This window comes from Shewanella sp. SR43-4, assembly GCF_014163845.1.
Classification (GTDB): Bacteria; Pseudomonadota; Gammaproteobacteria; order Enterobacterales; family Shewanellaceae; genus Shewanella; species Shewanella vesiculosa.
Genome location: NZ_JACJEB010000012.1, coordinates 54,555 through 73,787, shown reverse-complemented (window position 1 = coordinate 73,787; position 19,233 = coordinate 54,555). Strand labels below are relative to the sequence as shown.

Annotated in this window: 16 protein-coding genes and 1 tRNA gene; 9 read left to right on the top strand and 8 right to left on the bottom strand. The window is 40.1% G+C overall.

Annotation, left to right across the window (positions count from 1 at the left end):
- The first annotated feature begins 79 nt into the window (after positions 1–79).
- The 4 genes from H5123_RS14480 to H5123_RS14465 are packed head-to-tail and all read left to right on the top strand — an operon-like array spanning position 80 to position 3,642.
- On the top strand, positions 80–1,174 hold the full coding sequence (locus H5123_RS14480) for an HlyD family secretion protein (protein ID WP_182698415.1): 1,095 nt from the start codon (positions 80–82) through the stop codon (positions 1,172–1,174).
- 1 nt (position 1,175) lies between these two features.
- A complete protein-coding gene (locus H5123_RS14475; RefSeq protein ID WP_182698414.1) occupies positions 1,176–2,807 on the top strand; it encodes a DHA2 family efflux MFS transporter permease subunit in 1,632 nt (543 codons plus the stop codon).
- Between the two features lie 44 nt (positions 2,808–2,851).
- Positions 2,852–3,310, top strand: coding sequence for a GNAT family N-acetyltransferase (locus H5123_RS14470; protein ID WP_182698413.1), 459 nt, complete (start codon positions 2,852–2,854; stop codon positions 3,308–3,310).
- A 14-nt stretch (positions 3,311–3,324) separates the two neighbouring features.
- The gene (locus tag H5123_RS14465; RefSeq protein ID WP_124017282.1) at positions 3,325–3,642 is read left to right on the top strand and encodes a putative quinol monooxygenase; all 318 of its coding nucleotides are present in this window, start codon (positions 3,325–3,327) and stop codon (positions 3,640–3,642) included.
- Positions 3,643–3,806: 164 nt separating this feature from the next.
- On the opposite strand, the gene H5123_RS14460 is transcribed toward H5123_RS14465, so the two are convergent.
- Positions 3,807–4,835 (bottom strand): porin, encoded by a 1,029-nt coding sequence (locus H5123_RS14460; RefSeq protein ID WP_124017283.1) that lies wholly within the window; start codon positions 4,833–4,835, stop codon positions 3,807–3,809.
- A gap of 799 nt (positions 4,836–5,634) precedes the next feature.
- On the opposite strand from H5123_RS14460, the gene tcdA reads away from it, so the two are divergent.
- Entirely contained in the window at positions 5,635–6,438 is an 804-nt protein-coding gene (gene tcdA / locus H5123_RS14455; RefSeq protein ID WP_404948316.1) for a tRNA cyclic N6-threonylcarbamoyladenosine(37) synthase TcdA, read from the top strand.
- A 26-nt stretch (positions 6,439–6,464) separates the two neighbouring features.
- Here tcdA and H5123_RS14450 read toward each other — a convergent pair whose 3' ends face one another.
- Positions 6,465–8,045 carry an ATP-binding protein gene (locus H5123_RS14450; RefSeq protein WP_182698412.1) on the bottom strand — a complete coding sequence of 527 codons (1,581 nt, stop codon included), beginning with the start codon at positions 8,043–8,045 and terminating at the stop codon, positions 6,465–6,467.
- A gap of 229 nt (positions 8,046–8,274) precedes the next feature.
- On the opposite strand from H5123_RS14450, the gene H5123_RS14445 reads away from it, so the two are divergent.
- On the top strand, positions 8,275–8,886 hold the full coding sequence (locus tag H5123_RS14445; RefSeq protein WP_124017285.1) for a superinfection exclusion B family protein: 612 nt from the start codon (positions 8,275–8,277) through the stop codon (positions 8,884–8,886).
- A gap of 173 nt (positions 8,887–9,059) precedes the next feature.
- Here H5123_RS14445 and H5123_RS14440 read toward each other — a convergent pair whose 3' ends face one another.
- A complete protein-coding gene (locus H5123_RS14440) occupies positions 9,060–9,191 on the bottom strand; it encodes a DUF3149 domain-containing protein (RefSeq protein ID WP_011635995.1) in 132 nt (43 codons plus the stop codon).
- Positions 9,192–9,540: 349 nt separating this feature from the next.
- Between H5123_RS14440 and H5123_RS14435 the strand changes: the two genes are divergently transcribed.
- Positions 9,541–9,625 (top strand) — tRNA-Leu (locus H5123_RS14435).
- A 327-nt stretch (positions 9,626–9,952) separates the two neighbouring features.
- On the opposite strand, the gene H5123_RS14430 is transcribed toward H5123_RS14435, so the two are convergent.
- Positions 9,953–10,924: a DUF4862 family protein gene (locus tag H5123_RS14430; RefSeq protein ID WP_182698411.1), complete on the bottom strand. Its 972-nt coding sequence runs from the start codon at positions 10,922–10,924 to the stop codon at positions 9,953–9,955.
- 467 nt (positions 10,925–11,391) lie between these two features.
- Between H5123_RS14430 and nagA the strand changes: the two genes are divergently transcribed.
- Positions 11,392–12,528: an N-acetylglucosamine-6-phosphate deacetylase gene (gene nagA, locus H5123_RS14425; protein WP_182698410.1), complete on the top strand. Its 1,137-nt coding sequence runs from the start codon at positions 11,392–11,394 to the stop codon at positions 12,526–12,528.
- Positions 12,529–12,545: 17 nt separating this feature from the next.
- Positions 12,546–13,463 (top strand): dihydrodipicolinate synthase family protein, encoded by a 918-nt coding sequence (locus H5123_RS14420; RefSeq protein WP_182698409.1) that lies wholly within the window; start codon positions 12,546–12,548, stop codon positions 13,461–13,463.
- 458 nt (positions 13,464–13,921) lie between these two features.
- Here H5123_RS14420 and nagB read toward each other — a convergent pair whose 3' ends face one another.
- From nagB to H5123_RS14400, 4 genes are read right to left on the bottom strand one after another with little or no spacing between them, the layout of a single operon-like run.
- Positions 13,922–14,722, bottom strand: coding sequence for a glucosamine-6-phosphate deaminase (nagB, locus tag H5123_RS14415; protein WP_182698408.1), 801 nt, complete (start codon positions 14,720–14,722; stop codon positions 13,922–13,924).
- A gap of 33 nt (positions 14,723–14,755) precedes the next feature.
- A complete protein-coding gene (locus H5123_RS14410) occupies positions 14,756–15,640 on the bottom strand; it encodes an ROK family protein (RefSeq protein ID WP_182698407.1) in 885 nt (294 codons plus the stop codon).
- Positions 15,637–16,356 (bottom strand): N-acetylmannosamine-6-phosphate 2-epimerase, encoded by a 720-nt coding sequence (locus tag H5123_RS14405; protein ID WP_182698406.1) that lies wholly within the window; start codon positions 16,354–16,356, stop codon positions 15,637–15,639. The genes H5123_RS14410 and H5123_RS14405 overlap by 4 nt, the downstream gene beginning before the upstream one ends.
- 31 nt (positions 16,357–16,387) lie before the next feature.
- Positions 16,388–19,078 (bottom strand): sodium:solute symporter, encoded by a 2,691-nt coding sequence (locus tag H5123_RS14400; protein WP_182698405.1) that lies wholly within the window; start codon positions 19,076–19,078, stop codon positions 16,388–16,390.
- Between the last annotated feature and the right edge of the window lie 155 nt (positions 19,079–19,233).

Below are 19,233 nucleotides of genomic sequence, written 5' to 3'. Positions count from 1 at the left end.
ACAGTGGGTTATATTTTTACTATCTAATAAACTAAAGGAAACAGTAGTAAACTAGGCGAGAATAAATTAGGAGTCAAACATGTCTATCAATAAGCGCTTAGTATTAGTGCCAAGTATTATCCTTGTATTAGTTGTTGCCGGTGTTTATTGGTGGTCACAAGTTCGATTTATAGAATCAACGGATAATGCTTATGTCGAGGCCGATATTTCTAATATCAGTGTCAAAGTGCCAGGTTATATTGTCCAGTCTACCGTGGTAGATAATCAACATGTCAGCAAAGGTGAACTATTGGCTCAACTTGAAGATAGCCAATTTGTTGCCAAGCTAGCCCAAAGTAAAGCCTTATTAGCCAGCTCGCAAGCTAACTTGCAAACCTTGGCGGCGAAGGTTGATTTGCAGCAAGCGTTAATTAATCAGGCTAAGGCTGCTGTTGTGGCCTCACAGTCTGAACAGTTAATCGCCCAGCAACAATTAAAACGTTCACAAAAATTAAAAGTCAGTAATTACAGCTCACAAAATGATGTTGACCAACTTCAGGCGGGTTTCGATTCTGCCTCGGCACATGTCGATGAAGCTCAAGCTGCATTGGTGGCTAAACAGCGTGAATTATCAGTGTTTAATGCTCAGCTATTGCAAGTGCAAGCAGATGTTAAGCAGGCTGAGGCTAGTGTCGAATTAGCCAATATTCAATTGGCTGATACACGCGTTACAGCGCCATTTTCAGGCATTATAGGTAAGCGTGGTGCCATGGTAGGCCAGTATGTTCAACCGGGACAGGCATTGTTTAGTTTAGTACCAGATACTCAAGTGTGGGTAACTGCTAACTTTAAAGAAACTCAAATTGAGCACATGCAAGCCGGACAAAGCGTTAACGTCAGTTTCGATGCCTATCCTGATGAGGTGTTTAGTGGATTTATCGACAGCTTAGCTCCAGCATCGGGCTCTAAATTTAGCTTGTTACCTGCAGAAAATGCGACCGGTAACTTTACTAAAATTGTTCAACGTATTCCGGTGCGCATTCGGCTTGAACGAAAGCAGTCTTCATCTGCTATTGGACGTATTTTGCCTGGACTGAGTGCGGTGGTTGAAGTCGATACTGAATCTGCTGCTCAATCTCAGGCGCTGGCTAAGTCGTCCGCTGATCAAGCCACGTTAGCGGCAGCAGGGCATTAATATGAGTCAATCAACTGCAGAGGTAAATGCTTCTGAAGTTAGCTCTGCTAGTAAACAGGATGATAAACCGACTGGGTACCAGCGTGGTAGTGTCCGATCTTGGATAGCCGTTGCGGGCGGCCTAATTGGTGCATTTATGGCGATTTTGGATATTCAAATCACCAATGCGTCGATGAAAGAGATCCAAGGTAGTTTAGGCGCCACTTTAGAGGAGGGTAGCTGGATTGCTACCGCCTATTTAGTGGCAGAGATGATCGCGATTCCCCTTTCGGGTTGGTTAAGTACCGGATTATCGACTCGACGTTATTTACTCTGGACCACAGCGGCTTTTATCTTGGCATCGATATTATGTTCTTTGTCTTGGAACCTTGAGTCGATGATTGCTTTTCGTGCCTTGCAGGGGTTCTTCGGTGGAGCATTAATTCCGTTAGCATTTAGACTCATACTTGAGTGCTTACCTGACAATAAACGTGCTATGGGTATGGCTTTGTTTGGGGTGACGGCCACATTTGCCCCTTCTATTGGGCCGACGCTGGGAGGCTGGTTAACTGAGCAATTTAGTTGGCATTATTTATTTTATATTAATGTTCCGCCAGGCTTATTGGTAATGGCGATGTTAGCTTATGGTTTAGAGCGCAAACCCATTATTTGGGAAAAGTTAAAAGATGCTGATTATTCCGGTATTGTGACGATGGCACTGGGTATGGGTTGCCTAGAAGTGGTGCTAGAAGAGGGCAATCGTAAAGACTGGTTTGGTTCAGATCTTATTCGTAACCTCGCGATAATTGCCGCCATTAATATCAGTCTATTTATTTGGATTCAGTTACGTAAAGCACAACCCTTAGTCAATATCCGTCTGCTTGCTCAGCGTGATTTTGCCTTGTCTACCGTGGCATATTTTTTACTCGGTATGGCATTATTTGGGGCCATTTACATGATCCCCTTATATCTATCACAAATTCATGACTACACTCCGCTAGAAATAGGTGAAGTCATTATGTGGATGGGTTTTCCACAATTACTGGTGCTACCTTTAGTGCCTAAGTTAATGCAGAAGTTTGATCCGCGTTATTTGGCGGCACTTGGATTTGCTTTATTTGCCACCAGTTATTACATGAATAGCAATATGACTCTTGATTATGCGGGCGATCAGATGATTACCTCGCAAATCGTACGCGCCTTGGGGCAACCGTTTATCTTAGTTCCTATTGGTATTTTGGCGACCATGCATTTAAAACCACATGAAAATGCTTCGGCATCGACTGTGCTCAATGTGATGCGTAATTTAGGTGGGGCGTTTGGTATCGCTTTGGTGGCAACATTAACCGATAACCTCGCAAGGGGGCATTTGGCACACATAAAAGAAACGTTACCCGCCGTGAGTTCGCAAGCCTATAATTATATCGCTCACACCAGTTCGATATTACAAACTGCTGGCTCGGACGCTGTAAGCGCTAACTCGCAAGCTTATGCTTTACTTGCTAAAACCATGTCACAACAAGCGTATATTCAAGCCTATAATGATGTGTTTTTTATTATGGCATGTTTTCTTTTTATCGCAGTCTTTGCAGTATTATTTATTCGAAAACCCCCAGAAAAAAGCCCATCAGATGAGCCTAGTGAGTTACATTAATCATGCTAATATGGCGTATAGAGCAGGGATAAATAAGGTTTGTGATGACATTACAATGGGTAGATGTTGGCTTTTCTGAATTGACGCTGGAACAACTTTATGGGTTATTACAACTTCGAGTTGATGTGTTTGTGGTGGAACAAAATTGTCCGTACCCTGAGTTAGATGGTAAAGACAAACATCCGCAAACAAGGCACTTACTTGGGCTGGACGATCTTGGCCATGTCGTGGCCTATAGTCGTGTGTTAGCACCTAGCCTGAGTTATCCTCAGGCCAGTATTGGCCGTGTTGCTGTGGCGAAAGTAACACGGGGTCAGGGGATTGCTAATCAATTAATGCAAAGAGCTATTAGTATAGCCAAACGACATTGGCCCAATGACAATATCCAAATCGGTGCGCAAGATTATTTACGTCAGTTTTATCAACAGCATGGTTTCGTGGTTAATTCTGCAGTGTATCTTGAAGATGGGATTGAGCATTTAGATATGCTGTTAATTTATTAATGTAAGGGAAAATAATGTCAGATTACGCAATAAACACCCAACAAATTGTTTGTGTCGCTCAGTTTACCGCTAAAGCAGGAAAACGCGATGCCTTAGTGGCTGCATTGGCAAGTTTAGTTCCAGATACTCGACGTGAGCTAGGCTGTATTCGTTATGAACTGAATATCAGTATTGATGATGACAATAAAGTCGCCTTTGTGGAAAAGTTTGTCGACCGAGCTGCGTTTGATCAGCATTGCGCTAAAGATGCGATTGAGCATTACTTTCACCATGTGATGCCAGAGTTAGTTGAGTCACATCATGTTGAAGTGTTCAATCAAGTGATTGCTTAGCTGACGGTTGTTAATCGTAAAGTGCAACAGCCTAATTTTAAATCACTGTTTAACATCTGATGACCACATCGTAATGATGATATTACAAATACAAAAATGCCAGTCTACATAGACTGGCATTTTTAATCATTTATGCTGTTAAGCCGAAGCGGCTAGCACTATGATTAGAAGTCGTAACGTGCACCAACAGTGAAGATATTGTCATCTTCTAAATCAACAGTAGCAGTACCGACTTTGTGGTCGCCTTCATACATAGCATAGTGACCATAAACTAAGGTTGACTTAGAGATACGATAGTCAGCACCCACAGTAATTTGAGTGATGTTTACGTCAGTACCTGTTGCTTCTTTAATATTTTTGTAGTAGCTACCAAAACCAGCTTCATCTTGACCGTATTCAGCTTTTAAGTTTACGCCGTTTAGGTTGTAAGATACGTTAAGGAAGAAAGAATCACCTTCTTGATCAGTGGTTTGGCTTTCAGTGTTTTGGTATAAACCACCAAGCTTGAACTCACCTAGCTTAACTTGCGCCACACCACGATAAGCATCAATACCACCAATAGTGTTATAAGCTGCAGCAATATAATAAGGTTGTGCTTTAAGACCTTTGTCACCAAGGGTTGCACTTAATGCATATTGGTCTTCATCTGAACCTTCGTAGTTGTCATCCATTAAATAAGTTGCGTTTAATGTGACTAAACCAGCAATCACTGGTGAGTAGTACCAAATACCGTCAGCTCTACGTAATTGGCCACCAATCATACGATCGATATCGGCGTTAAAGTTACCGAATAAATCGATGCCACCTTCAGATTGTTTGAATACTGTATCGTTACGGCCGACTAACACAGTACCAGCGTCACTTTTTAAACCTAAGAATGTGTTACGCGCTTTAAATACAACTTCGTCACTGCCATTTTTGCCTTCAGTTTGAGTGGTATTTTCAACTTGGAATTCCATTTGGTATAACAGTTCAATACCGTTAGCAAACTTTTCACTACCTTTTACGCCTAAGTTAGAAAAGTTGTTTTCTAATACTGTGCCTTCTTTACCATTTTGAGTTGTAGCGCCTTTATCAGAATTAGTCACAGCTAAATCTAAACGACCATAGAAACTTGGGCCTTCAGCAAGTGTAGCGAAAGAAACTAATGTGAGTACTGATGCTACCGATGCAGAGATTAAGGTTTTTTTCATCTTTCATGCTCCCTAGAACGTTATGTTCTATATTCCATTTTTCATGGTTTTAGTTAGTGAAGTTTGTCGCAGATTTAATTCTGTAACAATCTGGTGCAGATTTTCACAGATTTAGTTCCTTCATAGTGTGGGCTAGATCAAATAAACAAGCCCAACTTGAAATTTTGTCGATAAATCTGTGATATCAGCGACCATCTGTGTAATTAAATCAATATATGTCTTAAATCTGCCTCTTAGGGGCGTACCTATTTATGTAAAATCGGCTAGCGCTCATCCACAAAAGTTGCAGAATTGTATTTTAGCCCATGTTAATTTAATCATCGCGAATATTGAATGATAAATTGATCTCTTTAGTCTAATAAGGTCATAAATTAAGCATTTTTTAAGCGTTTTGTGATAATCGATTAGTTTGAGCGACCCATTTATATTTGATTACCTCCAGAGTGAGGCCTTTATTGACCACTACAAAATGCTGTTCCTGGCTTATTGCGAAGATTAATTGCTTGTATTAATTCGTAATAGACATGCTCTTGAGGTATCAATCCACTTTTTAGTAACTAAAGTGTCAGTTTTATTTGGATAGTTTAACCACAGGTTATTTTTGATTGCTTTATCGCAACACTTATCCAAGTTGATGTGGATCATTATCAGTAAATGCTTACATCAGATGCTTATGAATAACTTGAACCGCCACCTTAATCAGATTCATGTCGAGCAAATCGTGACAAACGTTTAGCTTTGGCGATAAATCGTTTAAAATTAGCCGCGAAAAAAATAGTCGTTAATTAGGGCGTAACCAATGTTGTCAGAATCTTATACTCATCGTTTTGCTGGTGTCGGCCGTTTATATGGTCAAGCAGCACTCGCGACTTTTTCAAAAGCACATGTGGTGGTTGTGGGTATCGGTGGTGTCGGAACTTGGGTCGCTGAAGCTCTAGCGAGAAGTGGTATAGGACAGATCACCCTTATCGATTTAGACGATATTTGTGTTACCAATACCAATCGCCAAATACATGCATTAACCTCTACTATCGGCCAATCAAAAGTCGAGGTTATGGCAAAACGCATTGGTGAAATCAATCCCGAGTGTGTGGTTAATGAAGTAGAAGATTTTATTACTTTAGACAATCTGGCGGAGTATTTTAAGCCAGCCTCACAGGGGGGTGATATTGATTATGTGATTGACTGTATTGATGCGGTAAAACCTAAAGCAGGTTTAATTGCTTGGTGTAAGCGCAATAAAATTGCCCTAGTGACTATCGGTGGTGCTGGCGGCCAAACCGATCCGACCTTAATTCAAGTGACTGACTTGGCTAAAACAGTACAAGATCCATTGTTGGCAAAAGTGCGCAACATATTACGCAAAGATTATAATTTTACTAAAAATATTCAGCGCCGCTTTGCGGTAGATGCGGTGTTTTCGACCCAACATCTAGTCTATCCTCAAGTTGATGGCAGCGTATGCAACACTAAGGAGACAGCACAAGGCAGTATGCGGATGGATTGCGCTTCTGGTTTTGGCGCCATTACTATGGTGACGGGAACATTTGCTTTTGTTGCTGTGAGTCGTGTACTGAGTAAATTAGCCGCGAGAACAGATTAACGCCGTTAAGTGCTGCCTTAATGATGTTATCGCGGCACGCTTATCACGAACATAGGTCCTCCAAGGGGTGACATAGCAACATAGCGAATGCTTCCTTTTATCTGCGTAATTGCATTAAATGCAGCTGCGAGCCCTAAGCCGACGCCACCTTTGTGGCGAGCGGTGGTAAAGAAGGGTTCAAATATATGCTCTGCAATATCACTTGGAATAAGCGCACCATTATTTTGAATTTCGATATCAATAGTGTCAGGTTTAGTTATAACATTAATGCAGATTTTCGCTTGTGAGGTATCTTTAAATGCATGTAAAAATGCATTTGATATCACGTTATTAATAGCTTGGGAGAGTAGGCTGGCATTAGTGTAAACCTGCAATTGCTCATCAATATTGACTGTTATCTCAACCTTTTGCGGCGAAAATATCATTAAGGTTGAGTCGGTAATATCGCGTAATTGGTGATTAAGATTAAATAGAGTGTATTTTTCTTGGCTTTGTTCTGCCGCAATAGATTTAAACTGCTGGATTAAATAACTGGCACGAGTGATATTACTCACAATTAACTGACTGCTTTTTTGGTATTGCTCTAAAATCCCATTGATTTGTTCTAATGTGGCATGATCGCTATGGATAAGCTTGATCAGATCTTCTACATAAGCCAATTGTGAACTTGCAGCCGTTAAACAAATACCTATCGGGGTATTAATTTCATGGGCGACGCCGGAAACTAATCCTCCTAATGCGGCCATTTTCTCTTTTTCTATCAGCACTTGTTGTGTTCGTTTTAACATTTGCAGTGATTGTTCAAGTTCTCTGGTTTGCTCTTTTACTTGGCGAGCAAGTTCATCTTTATAACTACGCTCTAATAATAGTAAGCGATCTCGATCTTCAACGGCATGCATTAAATCGACTTTTGATTGCTGCAGATCTTGATAAGATCCTCGAATTTGTTGCTGCATTGTATTGACTGCTTCGGCGACTAAACTGAACTCATCACGTTGTGGCTTACGGTTAAAATTTAAGGGCGTAAAGGGATTGTCTAAGCTAATTTCATCACAATATTGGCTTAATTGGCGCAGATGTTTGGTGACATTGAACCAGACCAAAAACAAAATAAAACCAGCAACGAAGAAGGTTTTGATCGCGTTGGACAGTAAAATCAGTATTGTTTTATTATACAGACGATCATAAATGGCATTGAGATCGGCTTGTACTGTAAGGGTCCCAACAGGAATATTTTCATTGTTGGTATAAATCAACGGAAATTGCTTTTCGATAACGGCCGTTTTCTGATACTCACCAAAATGCCATTCTTGATTACTGTCATCACGGATAGAAATATATTTAATGTCAGGTAATTGGCTTAAACCATAGAGTTGAGTGTTAATTAAGTCTTCGTCTATTACCCAAACACTGGATGCTAATACTTCTAAATTTACCGCTTCTATACTTGAAAATACGCGATCAATTCTATTCACATCCTCCTGATAATCACTTATAAGCTGATAAGCTGTCGTCACAATCGTAATCAAAGAGCTAAACACCACGATAGACAGTGTTAACTTTCGGGCAATAGGGCTCTGGAGTAATTGTCGTATGAATATCAGCATATTTTCTTCAATGTGATTAATTATCAATGATGAGTGACATATAAAATACGAGCTTACAGCTTGTTGCGCTAGTGTTAATTCCAACTTTCTGAATTTTATTCAAGCATAGCTTGAATGTCCTAATATGGAATTGAAATGGTGTAAATAAAGATAATGTTAGTGATGTTTTTTATGGCATATATTTTGCTTTAAGTCAGTATGATCAAAAATCTGACACTACGGGTAAGCTATGATGAAAATAAAAGTAGGTTCAATAAAGTTGTTTAATAGCAAACGTTTATTCGTAAGTGCTATGACATGGGTTGTTGTAACATGTACTAGTTTACTGTTTGCGCCTAAAGATTTACTGGCGTTTTTATCGTTAGATCACCTAGTCAATCAATATGGTCAGTTTATTGGCTTAGGACTAATAATGGGAGTCGCGTATTTTTTAAGTCAAATTTTTGCCTTTGTGGTTGATGAGTCTATTGTGTTTTTTCGCCAAAAACGCACAGTAGAAACCATCGAAGCAAAAGTGAAGCTACTCGATCCGGCAGAACGAGCCTTGTTACGCGAATTCTTTTTACAGGGACAGACTATTTTAACCCTGCCGCAAAATGAGTTAGCAGTTAAAAATCTAGTTCATAGCAGTATACTTGAGATGCTTGGAAATGAGCGCCACTATGCGATTCAAGGACCAACGGCAGAATACAAGATATCGATGCCGGCGCGAAATTATTTAAATCGCGATGTATTACGTTTACCTGCAGGTGAGCCGAGTGCTGAGGAAATGACCTATCTAATCAAAACACGTCCACATTTTATTAATGGCTTGGTTCAATCACGCAAGCATGCCGCTTAATTTAATATTTTGTGCAGTATTTGATTGGTATAAATAAAAAAATGGGGGCCATATAGCCCCCAACTTGACATAAAAACACTCCATGTGTTTTATCGCCAATGTATGATTCGCAAGGAAGAATCCATATTGATCATGAAATAATAAGCAGTAAAATACTTAGCCTAGTTAGAGACTCACTTAGTAGGTGCAGACTTCACAATAAACATCCACATTAGATAAGACATTATTCCAAAGGTACAAAAGATTACAGTCATCGATAGTAATCCTATTGCGTTACCAAACATTAAATCTAACCAAAATGCCATGATATTTATCCTCTGGAATGTGAAATCATGATCATCATAAAGTCAAAACTCTGTCGTGATACTGATCTTGATCAATCTTCAGCAGTGATAATGTTATATTTGTGTGAAACTGCTAATTAGCTCACAAAAACCATCAGCCATTGTTATTTGGCACTATGAATGACTTTTGAGCAATTGAGTGTTTTTTATAGAAATAATAGGTAAAGTACTTGCGATTATTAAATGCAAAGGTATAATCGCCAACACTTAATTGTGACAACATAAGTTGATTAATTGAGTGGTTAGTTTTGCAAAGATATTTGCGTACAGCAGATTTTTTTGCAAAGCTAAATACAGCTTACAAGTCTTTGCCTGAGTGATGAAATTGGTATACATGGGGGATTCAAAATCCCCTGCTTCGCGGCGTGTCGGTTCGAGTCCGACCTCAGGTACCATTATTTAAAGCCCTGTTCTTAATCGAACGGGGCTTTTTTTATGCTTATAATTTAAGGTGACAGTGATAAGTTCATCACTTTAATACGTTAGCAAGCCATTGCATTCTTTAGTCGGTAAATTGACATGTTATCTATTTATACACCATTTCCGGTATAAACTGAGTTAAACATTTACTTGTCACTATGTTGCGCAATACACTCAAATACTAAGCGCTAGAATGGGTAAAATGCACTATACAAACCATTAAAGTAAATTTTTAATCAGAAATACATGTGGCATACCTCATATAGATTATATTTGGCTGGCCAAAATGATTGATAGATTGCTCATGATTTTATTTCGAGTACGTGATCGAGCAATGTTGTTAGGCTTTTTAAATAAGAAATTCGTTGGTCAACATTTGCCTCATTTGGGCTTAATGAAATTTTTCCACCAATAAACTTCAGTTGCTTGTAATCACACTGTTGCATGGTTTTTTCTATTTGCTCCATCGTTAATAAAGAGTTTTCTGCAAAGCTGGGAATGTATACGGCTTGTGCTGGAGGCATGTGAGTGTCTTTCCACTGCCCATAAGGGCCGTCTATATCTGAGGTACCAGAAAAGATGATCCCTTTTAACAAGCCGCTGAGATAAGCTTGTTTAGTATGTTGCAAGGGGCCATCGGTATTACGTGTTTCAATAGCTGAACGCCCCCAATTGATACTGATACCAATATCACTATTCAGTTTACTGTTAACGTGCGTAATCGCCGTCATTTCATCTTGTAATAGCATGAAGCCCTTTTCAGCTTCTTGCCCTGCGATATGTGCATCGCAATGTTCAATGACGAGTTTTGCGCCGTACCAGTTCCATGATTGCATGGCTTCAAGCGATGTTTGCAAAGCTTGAATAGATGATTGTGTGTTTTCAGTTATCTTTGGTGCTGTATGTATTTTTAAAAAGCTTACAGCCTCTCTTTTTAAGTGATTGTTTAATTTAAATATAGCTTGCTGTGCTTGTTGGTAAAAAGCCAGTGCAGCTTGTCTACCTGTTTCATTGGTGGAGGCTATGCCAAAATGCGGGTTTTTAGCAATCTGCCCCATCACCCCTGGAATTGATGTAAAAATGAATTGCCAATTCTCATCAATATTCTTAAGAAACCATTCATCATCATAAGGATGCAGCTTTCCCACAAAGGGGTGTTCTAAGCCAATGATATTACTTTGTAATTTTAGCCCCTGGTAGTAACTCGCTTCTAATTCTTGATCCCATTGCTGGGTCGAAGGTGCTGCGGCATACGCACCAATAATATATTCCATTAAATATTAGCCTTAATAAGCAGATCACGCTGTAGGTATACCTATTACACCACTTGAGTTGGTGTAATGCAATCCAGCTTTTGGATTTTTCTGATGAGTTGGATGGTAAATATCTCATTAATATCGAATGAAAATCGTTCATGGCCAAAGCAGAAGTATCTCTATGAACATCTAACAGCAATGTTTACGTAAGATTTTTAAGAAATATATTTTTCCAATCAAGTAACTGGTAGGGGAAGGATTTTAGACACTTAACTGTTGCTCAACATACTGCTTTTCAAACAGCTTCATCATGCGGCTTAGTTGCTGACAGATTTTTATTTTGACAAAAATAAAACAAAAGGTATATTGGTATAACAGGTTGATGGCGTACCTGTGATTTGTTCTGCCAATAGTAGGGCTACTTTTTAAAAGCCTTGTTGAGTTCGCAAAACACTTTGTATGAAGCAACGTAAAGTCGAGAAGTCATGATAACAACTGTAATTGCCGAACAATTATTTGATGGAAAAAGCATCACTAATAACCAACCGATAAGTTTTGAAAATGGCAAGGTTATCGCTTTTGATGTGGTTAATAACGCCAAGCTTATTAAGGTTTCAGGCTTACTAACTCCGGGTTTTATTGATGTACAGGTCAACGGTGGAGGAGGTTTTTTATTTAACCATGACACGAGTTTATCAACGCTTAAAGCAATGGTTGAGGCACATAGTAAGTATGGGACCACAGGATTATTACCGACGCTGATCACTAGTAATCTTGAAACTATAAGTGCTGCCGCTGATACGATCGCACTAGCAATCAAGCAAGAGATCCATGGTGTTATAGGTGTACATTTTGAGGGACCGCATATCAGTGAGCCCAAGAAAGGCATACATAGCAGCAAGCATATAAGGCCCCTAAGTGAGCAGGAATTAGCGATTTATTGTCGCGATGATTTAGGAATAAAAGTGGTCACCTTGGCACCTGAGCATGTGACAAGTGAGCAAATACAGCGATTAACTCAGCACAATGTAAAAGTGTGCTTAGGCCACTCTAATGCCAGTTTTGAATTAACCCAAGCAGCACTAGCTGCTGGGGCTGTTGGTTTTACTCATTTATTTAATGCGATGTCACCACTGACATCTCGTGAGCCGAACATGGTTGGTGCGGCACTACTCGATGAGCACAGTTGGTGTGGGCTGATACTTGATGGTCATCATGTTCATCCGGCAACGGCAAAGTTGGCAAATAGGCTTAAATGCTCTGGCAAAATGATGTTAGTCACTGATGCGATGTCAACCATTGGCAGTAGTCAAAAGGTGTTTGAGTTCGATGGTCATAAAATTGTGCTTGAAGGCGATAAGTTGATGAGCCAAACAGGTCAATTAGCGGGTTCAGCATTAGATATGATCACGGCAGTCAATAATGCTCAAGTGATGCTTGATATACCTCTTGAGGAGGCGCTAAGAATGGCGAGTATATACCCTGCTAATTTTCTTGGCATAAATGACAACATACAGCAACTTGCCATAGGTGCTAATGCAGATTTTACCGTGCTTGAATGCGCTAATAACTCTGCCTTGCACGTTAGCCACACCTGGATTGGCGGCAAAAAAATATTTTAAATTTATGGAGATTTATAATGCAAAAACTGACTGGATTAATTTCCGCCCCTCATACGCCATTTGATAGCAACGGTGAAGTTAATCTTCCTGTAATCGATCGCATTGCAGAACTTCTTATTCGTCAAGGCGTGAAAGGTGTTTATATTTGTGGCACAACGGGTGAAGGCCTTAACTGTTCTGTTGCTGAACGTAAAGCGATAGTTGAGCGTTGGGTTTTGGCATCACAAGGAAAGCTCAGTATTACAGTTCATACTGGTGCCTTATCCATTGTAGATACACTTGAATTAACAAGACATGCTGAAACCCTCGATATTTTTGGCACTTCGATTATTGCGCCTTGTTTTTTCAAACCGAGTTCTCTTGATAGCCTTGTTGATTACTGTGCCACTATTGCAGCAGCAGCACCGACAAAAGCATTTTATTATTACCATTCAGGTATGTCTGGGGTGATGTTTGATATGGAACAGTTTCTTATCAAAGCTGATAAGGTGATTCCAAACTTGGCTGGTATTAAGTTTAACCATGTTGATCTTTATGAGTATCAACGATGTGTACGAGTGTGTGATGGTAAATTTGATATTCCATTTGGGATTGATGAGTTTCTCCCAGGTGGCCTTGCTGTTGGCGCGATAGGTGCAGTAGGAAGTACCTATAATTATGCTGCGCCACTCTATTTGGATATTATTGCTGCTTTTAACAAGGGTGATCAGCTGGCTGTCGCTGCCCTCATGGATAAGGTTATTGCTCTCATTCGTCCACTGGTACAATACGGGGGAGTTGCTGCCGGTAAAGCTGCTATGTTGTTACATGGTATCGATGTTGGTGATCCTCGCTTGCCAATTAGTGCGCTTTCTAACCAAGAGAAAGAGGATGTTGTTGCTAAAATGACAGCGGCTGGCTTTATGGAACACATGCCGCATGACAAAAATAACTAATAATAATTATCTTTTTGGTAATTAGAAGATAATATTAATTATTTAGCATGAGGTTTTAGGAATATATAAAAAGTTTGAACGCGAAGATTTTTATATTGTAGTGTTTTTAAAGTGAAGTTGTTGTTAGTGCGCCATATCTAGCCATCAATATATTATTGGTGGTTTTTTTATGCAAGATAGTCGGGTAGGTAAATCTGGGCGGTAATAATTACTGTTCAGTGATGTGCTCTGTAGACAGTCCATCATGGCGAACAGGGGTTGCTTAATATTAACTTGCAGGTCCAATTGAGCGATCTATAGATTCCGAGTAGCAATTAGTTGAAAGCTTGGTATTTATTTGGTGTGTGATGAAAGATTAGATGTTCTTTGCTATGAAAACATGTGCCTGTATAGCCAAGTTCATTAATATTTAGTCGACTAAATATTAATGAACCATGAGTGAACTATGAATAAGTTATCTAGATGAATAGTCCATAGGCTTGGTTAATTTTTTGGTGTTCTTGGTTTGCCCAAATAAAATACTCTTGATCGCTTAATTCACATGCAGCCTCTTTGTCTAGCAGAATGATCGCATTTTCATGCATTTGTAAAGCGGATGCTGGACACATAGCGGTTACAGGTCCCATGATCATTTGCTTTACTGCTGCTGCTTTATTTGTTCCTGTCGCCATCAGTAACACATAACGAGCGTCAAGAATGGTGGCAATGCCCATTGTCATCGCCATCGTAGGTTGGTATTCATCTTTATCAAATAAGCGGCTGTTATCTTGTAACGTTTGCTTGGTTAAGGTTTTAATTCTTGTGCGAGATACTAAGCTCGAAGTCGGTTCATTAAAGCCGATATGTCCGTTTGCGCCTATGCCTAATATTTGCAAATCAATTCCACCCGCATTGCGAATTTTTTTCTCGTAAGCAAGGCCTTGAATACGTGGGTTTTGATCTTGCTGACAGATAGGTAAAAATGTTTTATTTTGGTCTATGTCTATGTGATCAAATAAATTATCTTTCATAAACTTGCGGTAGCTTTGTGCATTATCTGCGGCAATATTATGGTACTCATCAAGGTTAAATGTCGTGACATTAGCAAAGCTTAACTGTGCTGTTTGATGGCTTTGTACTAGCCGTTTATAAAGTTGAATAGGGGTAGTGCCTGTGGCTAGGCCTAAAACTGGAGTTGATTTTTGTTTAATAACTTCTGTAACCCATTGTTCAGCATGAGTTGCAACTTGGTCGGGATTATCTAAAATAATAATTTGCATGTTTGTTCCAATAAAATAGCATTTCAGTCGCGGCTATTGAGTACCATCATTGAAGCCATTTATCGTTTGAGCATACATGGCTGCGCCGATAAGATCCGCATGCTCTCCTGTTATAGGCGAGACCAAGCTAACCTGATATATCATCGGTAACTTGGCTATTTTAGCTGCCACTCTTTCTTTAAAAGCTGATGCATCCCCGACGCTTCCTCCTAAGACAACCACAGTCGTACCTGTAAGAGCCTTAATATTCGCAATTAAATCAACGAGCGCATCAGCACATTGGTCCAGTAGCGTGGTTATTTCTGGGTGAGACAGATGCTGTTCGAACACGTTTTTGCAGCTAACAGCAGTCTTTAAAATTGTTGATGCTTGCCTGGCGATTGATGTGCCCGATGAAATAGCTTCGACGCAATTGATTCGGCCACAATGGCATTGAACACTAAGAGCCGTGGGGCAATTAACTGACATATGACCGATATGTGCACAAAAACCATCACTAGCAGTGACCAATTGACCATTTTGGATAATGCCGCCGCCAATTCCGGTCGACACCGTAATATAAACTAAGGTGCTGTCTTGTCTTTTGGGACCTAAACAATATTCTGCCCATGCAGCCGCTGCAGCATCATTTAAAATAACTACGGGCAGCCCAAATCCTGTCTTGAGCTGCTGCTGTAAGGGTAGGGCTTGTTTGGCTGACAGAAAGTTAACTTGATGTTTACCAACTTGTCCGGTGCAGGCTACGGCGACTATATGTGCTTTTTCAATCCAGTCTTGGCATAAATGAACCACATAACTCGCTAAATTATCGAGATCGTGATGAATAATCGAATCAGTCTTTTTTGATTCAATGATTTCATTATTATCCATCAGTGCGGCAGATATTTTTGTACCACCAATATCGATTGCGATGATCATATTGCTGTTTCCATTGAAGGCAACGCCTCTGTGATGCTAGTAGCGAACCATTTGGTAATATGTTCTACGCGGGTGATTGCCGAGCCGACAGTGACAGAAAAGGCGCCTAGTTTAATCGCTTTAGCTGCTCTTTCTGGAGAGTGATAGCGACCTTCTGCGATAACATTTAACCCTTGGCTAACCCAATGAGCGACGAGGGCATAATCGGGATCATGGGGCGGGGGATTCAAATCGGTATAACCAGACATGGTACTGCCAATAAAAGTGCAGCCATGTTGTGCCAGCATGAGGCCAGTTTCATAGTCTGCGCAATCTGCCATGGCAATACAGCCTGCATTATGAATAGCTTCAAGTAGCGCTAACATTGGTACTGGTCTTTGTCTTTGTGTACCGTCAAACGCGATAATACTGGCTCCGGCTTGTGCCAAGGCTTTTACATCTTCAATAAACGGGGTGATGCGAACTGGACTATCTATTAAATCTCTTTTAATAATGCCAACGATCGGTGTGCTGGTTGCCTTGGCTACTGCTTTAACATTTTCGACGCCTTCGATTCTTAACCCTTTTGCGCCGCCATCTACGGCGGCCAACGCCATAGCAACAACATGCTCAACCTTATCCATAGGGCCGTGATCAACCGGTTGGCAAGAGACAATTAACGACTGTTTTAATAAAGTTAATAGTTGCTTTTCTAAAATTTTATTTACTATTGTCATACTTATTTCCTAAAGGCTATTTGAATATTAATTACGATTTAATAGGGGTTGGATGCATGGTATATAAGGTTAGCCCAGTTAAGTCTTTGTTCGTTGTCTTGGACGTTTGTGTTAATAAACTGGCAATATAGCCAACGACTAAACATGACATTATACCTATGGTTGCATATAGGTAACCGTCGGCCCAGCCAAACTGCCATGCAGATATCATGGTGGATACACCGGCTAAAATACCTGTTATCGCGCCAAACGAGTTGGCTTTTTTGGTTAAGGCGCCTAATACAAATAGACCACCCAATGCGCCCATAAACATGCCGATCACTTTAAAATAAGCTTCCATAAGTGAGCGGATTTCTGGATCGATAAAGATCAGTCCAGCAAGTGTGCCGAGTATGCCCATGATAAAAGTTAGCCAGCGCGCAGCACTCATATAACCTTTTTCAGTTTTCACTAAATTAAAAGGCCTTATGAAGTCAGTTACTAACGTCGTCGCGATAGAGTTCATACTGGTCGATACTGTTGATTGGGCGGCCGCAAAAATTCCCGCAACAATCAGACCCGCAACACCAATTGGCAGTTCAGTCGCAATAAAGGTGGGAAATATTTGATCAATCTGGATGGTAGGGTCTAATTTTTCTGGATGTGTTTGATAAAAGGCGTATAGCGCGGTACCAATACAGAAGAATAATAATGCTCCTGGGGCTGCAATTATTGCATTTGCCCAAATTGATTTTCTGGCATCACTCGGATTTTTTGTCACCATATAGCGTTGTACTACGGCTTGATCGGCAGTGTAGCTCGATAAATTTTGGCCAATACCACCAATAACAATCACCCATATAGACAGTGTTGTTATGCTATCTAAACTGAAATCAGCATTGACCATAGTAAATTTATCATCACGTAAGCCAATGTTTATAAAGTCAGTTAAGCCGCCATCTAAACCTGTAACTATGATGATAAAGCAGGCTATCGCACCAAGAATTAACACAACGGTTTGTAAGGTGTCAGTCCAAATGACAGCTTCAATGCCACCCATGGTGCAATAAATCAAACATAAGACGCCCATAATCAACACACTGTCACTAGCTGATAGTGGCGTTACTGCCGAGAGGGATAATGCTGTTAATGCCATAACTATACCCATTCGACCCACATGAAATAGGGTAAATAAGCCACTAGCAAATAGCCTTACACTCATATTGAAACGTTTTGATAGATATTCGTAAGCGCTAGTGGCGTCAATTTGGCGAAAAAAGGGCATAGCAACATAAATGGCCAGAGGCGCAACAGCAACAATCATCCATATGCCAATAAGTAATACCCAGTTACTTTGGTAAACGACAGCAGGCAGTGCGACGTAAGTTAATGAGCTTAACATAGTGGCATATATTGAGCAGGCTGCTGCCCACCAAGGGATAGATTGACCCCCACGGAAATAATCATCGGTATTTCTGTTTTTGAAGACAAAAAACAGTCCGAGCAATACCACACAAATTAAATACACCACTAAAACGGTCATATTAACTAAACCAAAATTCTTTTCCGGCTGTTTGAGTGATGCTTGCCATAGTCGTAATGCGCTAGGATTATTATTGCTGAGATTTAATGAGTAGATGACCCCGTCAGATGTTGTGACATTTTCACTAATATATTCAGTCGTTTTAGCGCCATTGATAACCTGGGTTTTATCGATATTGTTGGTTAAGTAATGTGTCCAACTATTAGTAATGGCATTAAATGATAAGGTATTGCCTTGATCGGTAAACGCTAAGATATGTGATTGACCAATAGAACTTAGGCTATTAATTCGTTGATTAAGTTTTTGCTTGGCAACAGAGATATCACCAAGATTTTGCCACTGATTTTCAGCGTTTTTAGTATTGGGATCAAATTTCCAATGTCTAGTTAAAGCGAAAACCTTTTCTTGTGAGTTGAGATATTCAGCTGGATTGAGCTTGTCATGTGCAAGTTGATAACCACCTATGGCAAATATTTTGGCTCCAGTACCATCATTTTGAACTGCCAATTTAATCCCATTTTGGTAAGGCATATTTTGATTGGCTAAAGGCAATGAAGGTAAGCGCTGCCATGAGTTACTATCGATAAAATGGTCAAGAGCACGTTTACTATAAGATAATTTCCCTTCTGCGTTTATCAGCCCATTGAGATCCAAAGCAAAGAATTGGTTGTTCGCATCTGAACCGGTTAACACATAGAGGATATTGTTAATGACGACTGCTGATGGGGATTTTGCTGTGCTAGGTAATACTGGCAGTGGATAGCTATAAAGTGTTTTCGATTCAGGGCGCCATATAATGAGATTGACTAAATTTGTCGTTTTTTGTTTGGCTATACCCCCGGTTACAAGGGTGGCACCAAGGAAACTGGTTGCCGCGGCAAAAGATCTATTACCTTGTTCTGCCGACAAGTTCGTCACAATAACATTACTACCATCAACGAGATATATTGCTTCTGATTCAACGCTGCTGTCTGTTACCTGCTCTGCGATAAAGAGATATGGTTTAGCAGTTAAATCTACTATACCTGATGATATCACTAGACCAGTACCTTGATGGTCGATAAACGCACCGTGATTAATGTTAACTTTGTCTATTGAAGTCGTGTTTAATTCCTGCCACTGGATTGATGTTTGAGCATGGGTTAGCAACGGCATCATCAACATCAAAGTAAACGCTGACTTTAATATCTTGTTAATCATATGTACTCAAATAGTGTTGTTTTACTGTATACCTGTTATACCACCTGTTTTAGGCTAATGCTATGAAAATATACCATTCGATTTGAGAATTTTTAGCGAACCGCTATTGAAGTGATGTTATTGCGCTGCAGTTAGCAAAAAAGCTATCTATCGAT

Excerpts from the sequence above, each read along its gene's own strand:
- nagB (WP_182698408.1), bottom strand. The coding sequence starts at position 14,722 with ATGCAAATTATTATTTTAGATAATCCCGACCAAGTTGCAACTCATGCT.
- H5123_RS14405 (WP_182698406.1), bottom strand. The coding sequence starts at position 16,356 with ATGACAATAGTAAATAAAATTTTAGAAAAGCAACTATTAACTTTATTA.
- H5123_RS14440 (WP_011635995.1), bottom strand. The coding sequence starts at position 9,191 with ATGGCATTTTGGTTAGATTTAATGTTTGGTAACGCAATAGGATTACTA.
- H5123_RS14450 (WP_182698412.1), bottom strand. The coding sequence starts at position 8,045 with ATGCTGATATTCATACGACAATTACTCCAGAGCCCTATTGCCCGAAAG.
- H5123_RS14410 (WP_182698407.1), bottom strand. The coding sequence starts at position 15,640 with ATGATCATCGCAATCGATATTGGTGGTACAAAAATATCTGCCGCACTG.
- H5123_RS14465 (WP_124017282.1), top strand. The coding sequence starts at position 3,325 with ATGTCAGATTACGCAATAAACACCCAACAAATTGTTTGTGTCGCTCAG.
- H5123_RS14475 (WP_182698414.1), top strand. The coding sequence starts at position 1,176 with ATGAGTCAATCAACTGCAGAGGTAAATGCTTCTGAAGTTAGCTCTGCT.
- H5123_RS14470 (WP_182698413.1), top strand. The coding sequence starts at position 2,852 with ATGACATTACAATGGGTAGATGTTGGCTTTTCTGAATTGACGCTGGAA.
- H5123_RS14480 (WP_182698415.1), top strand. The coding sequence starts at position 80 with ATGTCTATCAATAAGCGCTTAGTATTAGTGCCAAGTATTATCCTTGTA.
- H5123_RS14420 (WP_182698409.1), top strand. The coding sequence starts at position 12,546 with ATGCAAAAACTGACTGGATTAATTTCCGCCCCTCATACGCCATTTGAT.
- nagA (WP_182698410.1), top strand. The coding sequence starts at position 11,392 with ATGATAACAACTGTAATTGCCGAACAATTATTTGATGGAAAAAGCATC.
- H5123_RS14430 (WP_182698411.1), bottom strand. The coding sequence starts at position 10,924 with ATGGAATATATTATTGGTGCGTATGCCGCAGCACCTTCGACCCAGCAA.
- H5123_RS14445 (WP_124017285.1), top strand. The coding sequence starts at position 8,275 with ATGATGAAAATAAAAGTAGGTTCAATAAAGTTGTTTAATAGCAAACGT.
- H5123_RS14460 (WP_124017283.1), bottom strand. The coding sequence starts at position 4,835 with ATGAAAAAAACCTTAATCTCTGCATCGGTAGCATCAGTACTCACATTA.
- tcdA (WP_404948316.1), top strand. The coding sequence starts at position 5,635 with ATGTTGTCAGAATCTTATACTCATCGTTTTGCTGGTGTCGGCCGTTTA.
- H5123_RS14400 (WP_182698405.1), bottom strand. The coding sequence starts at position 19,078 with ATGATTAACAAGATATTAAAGTCAGCGTTTACTTTGATGTTGATGATG.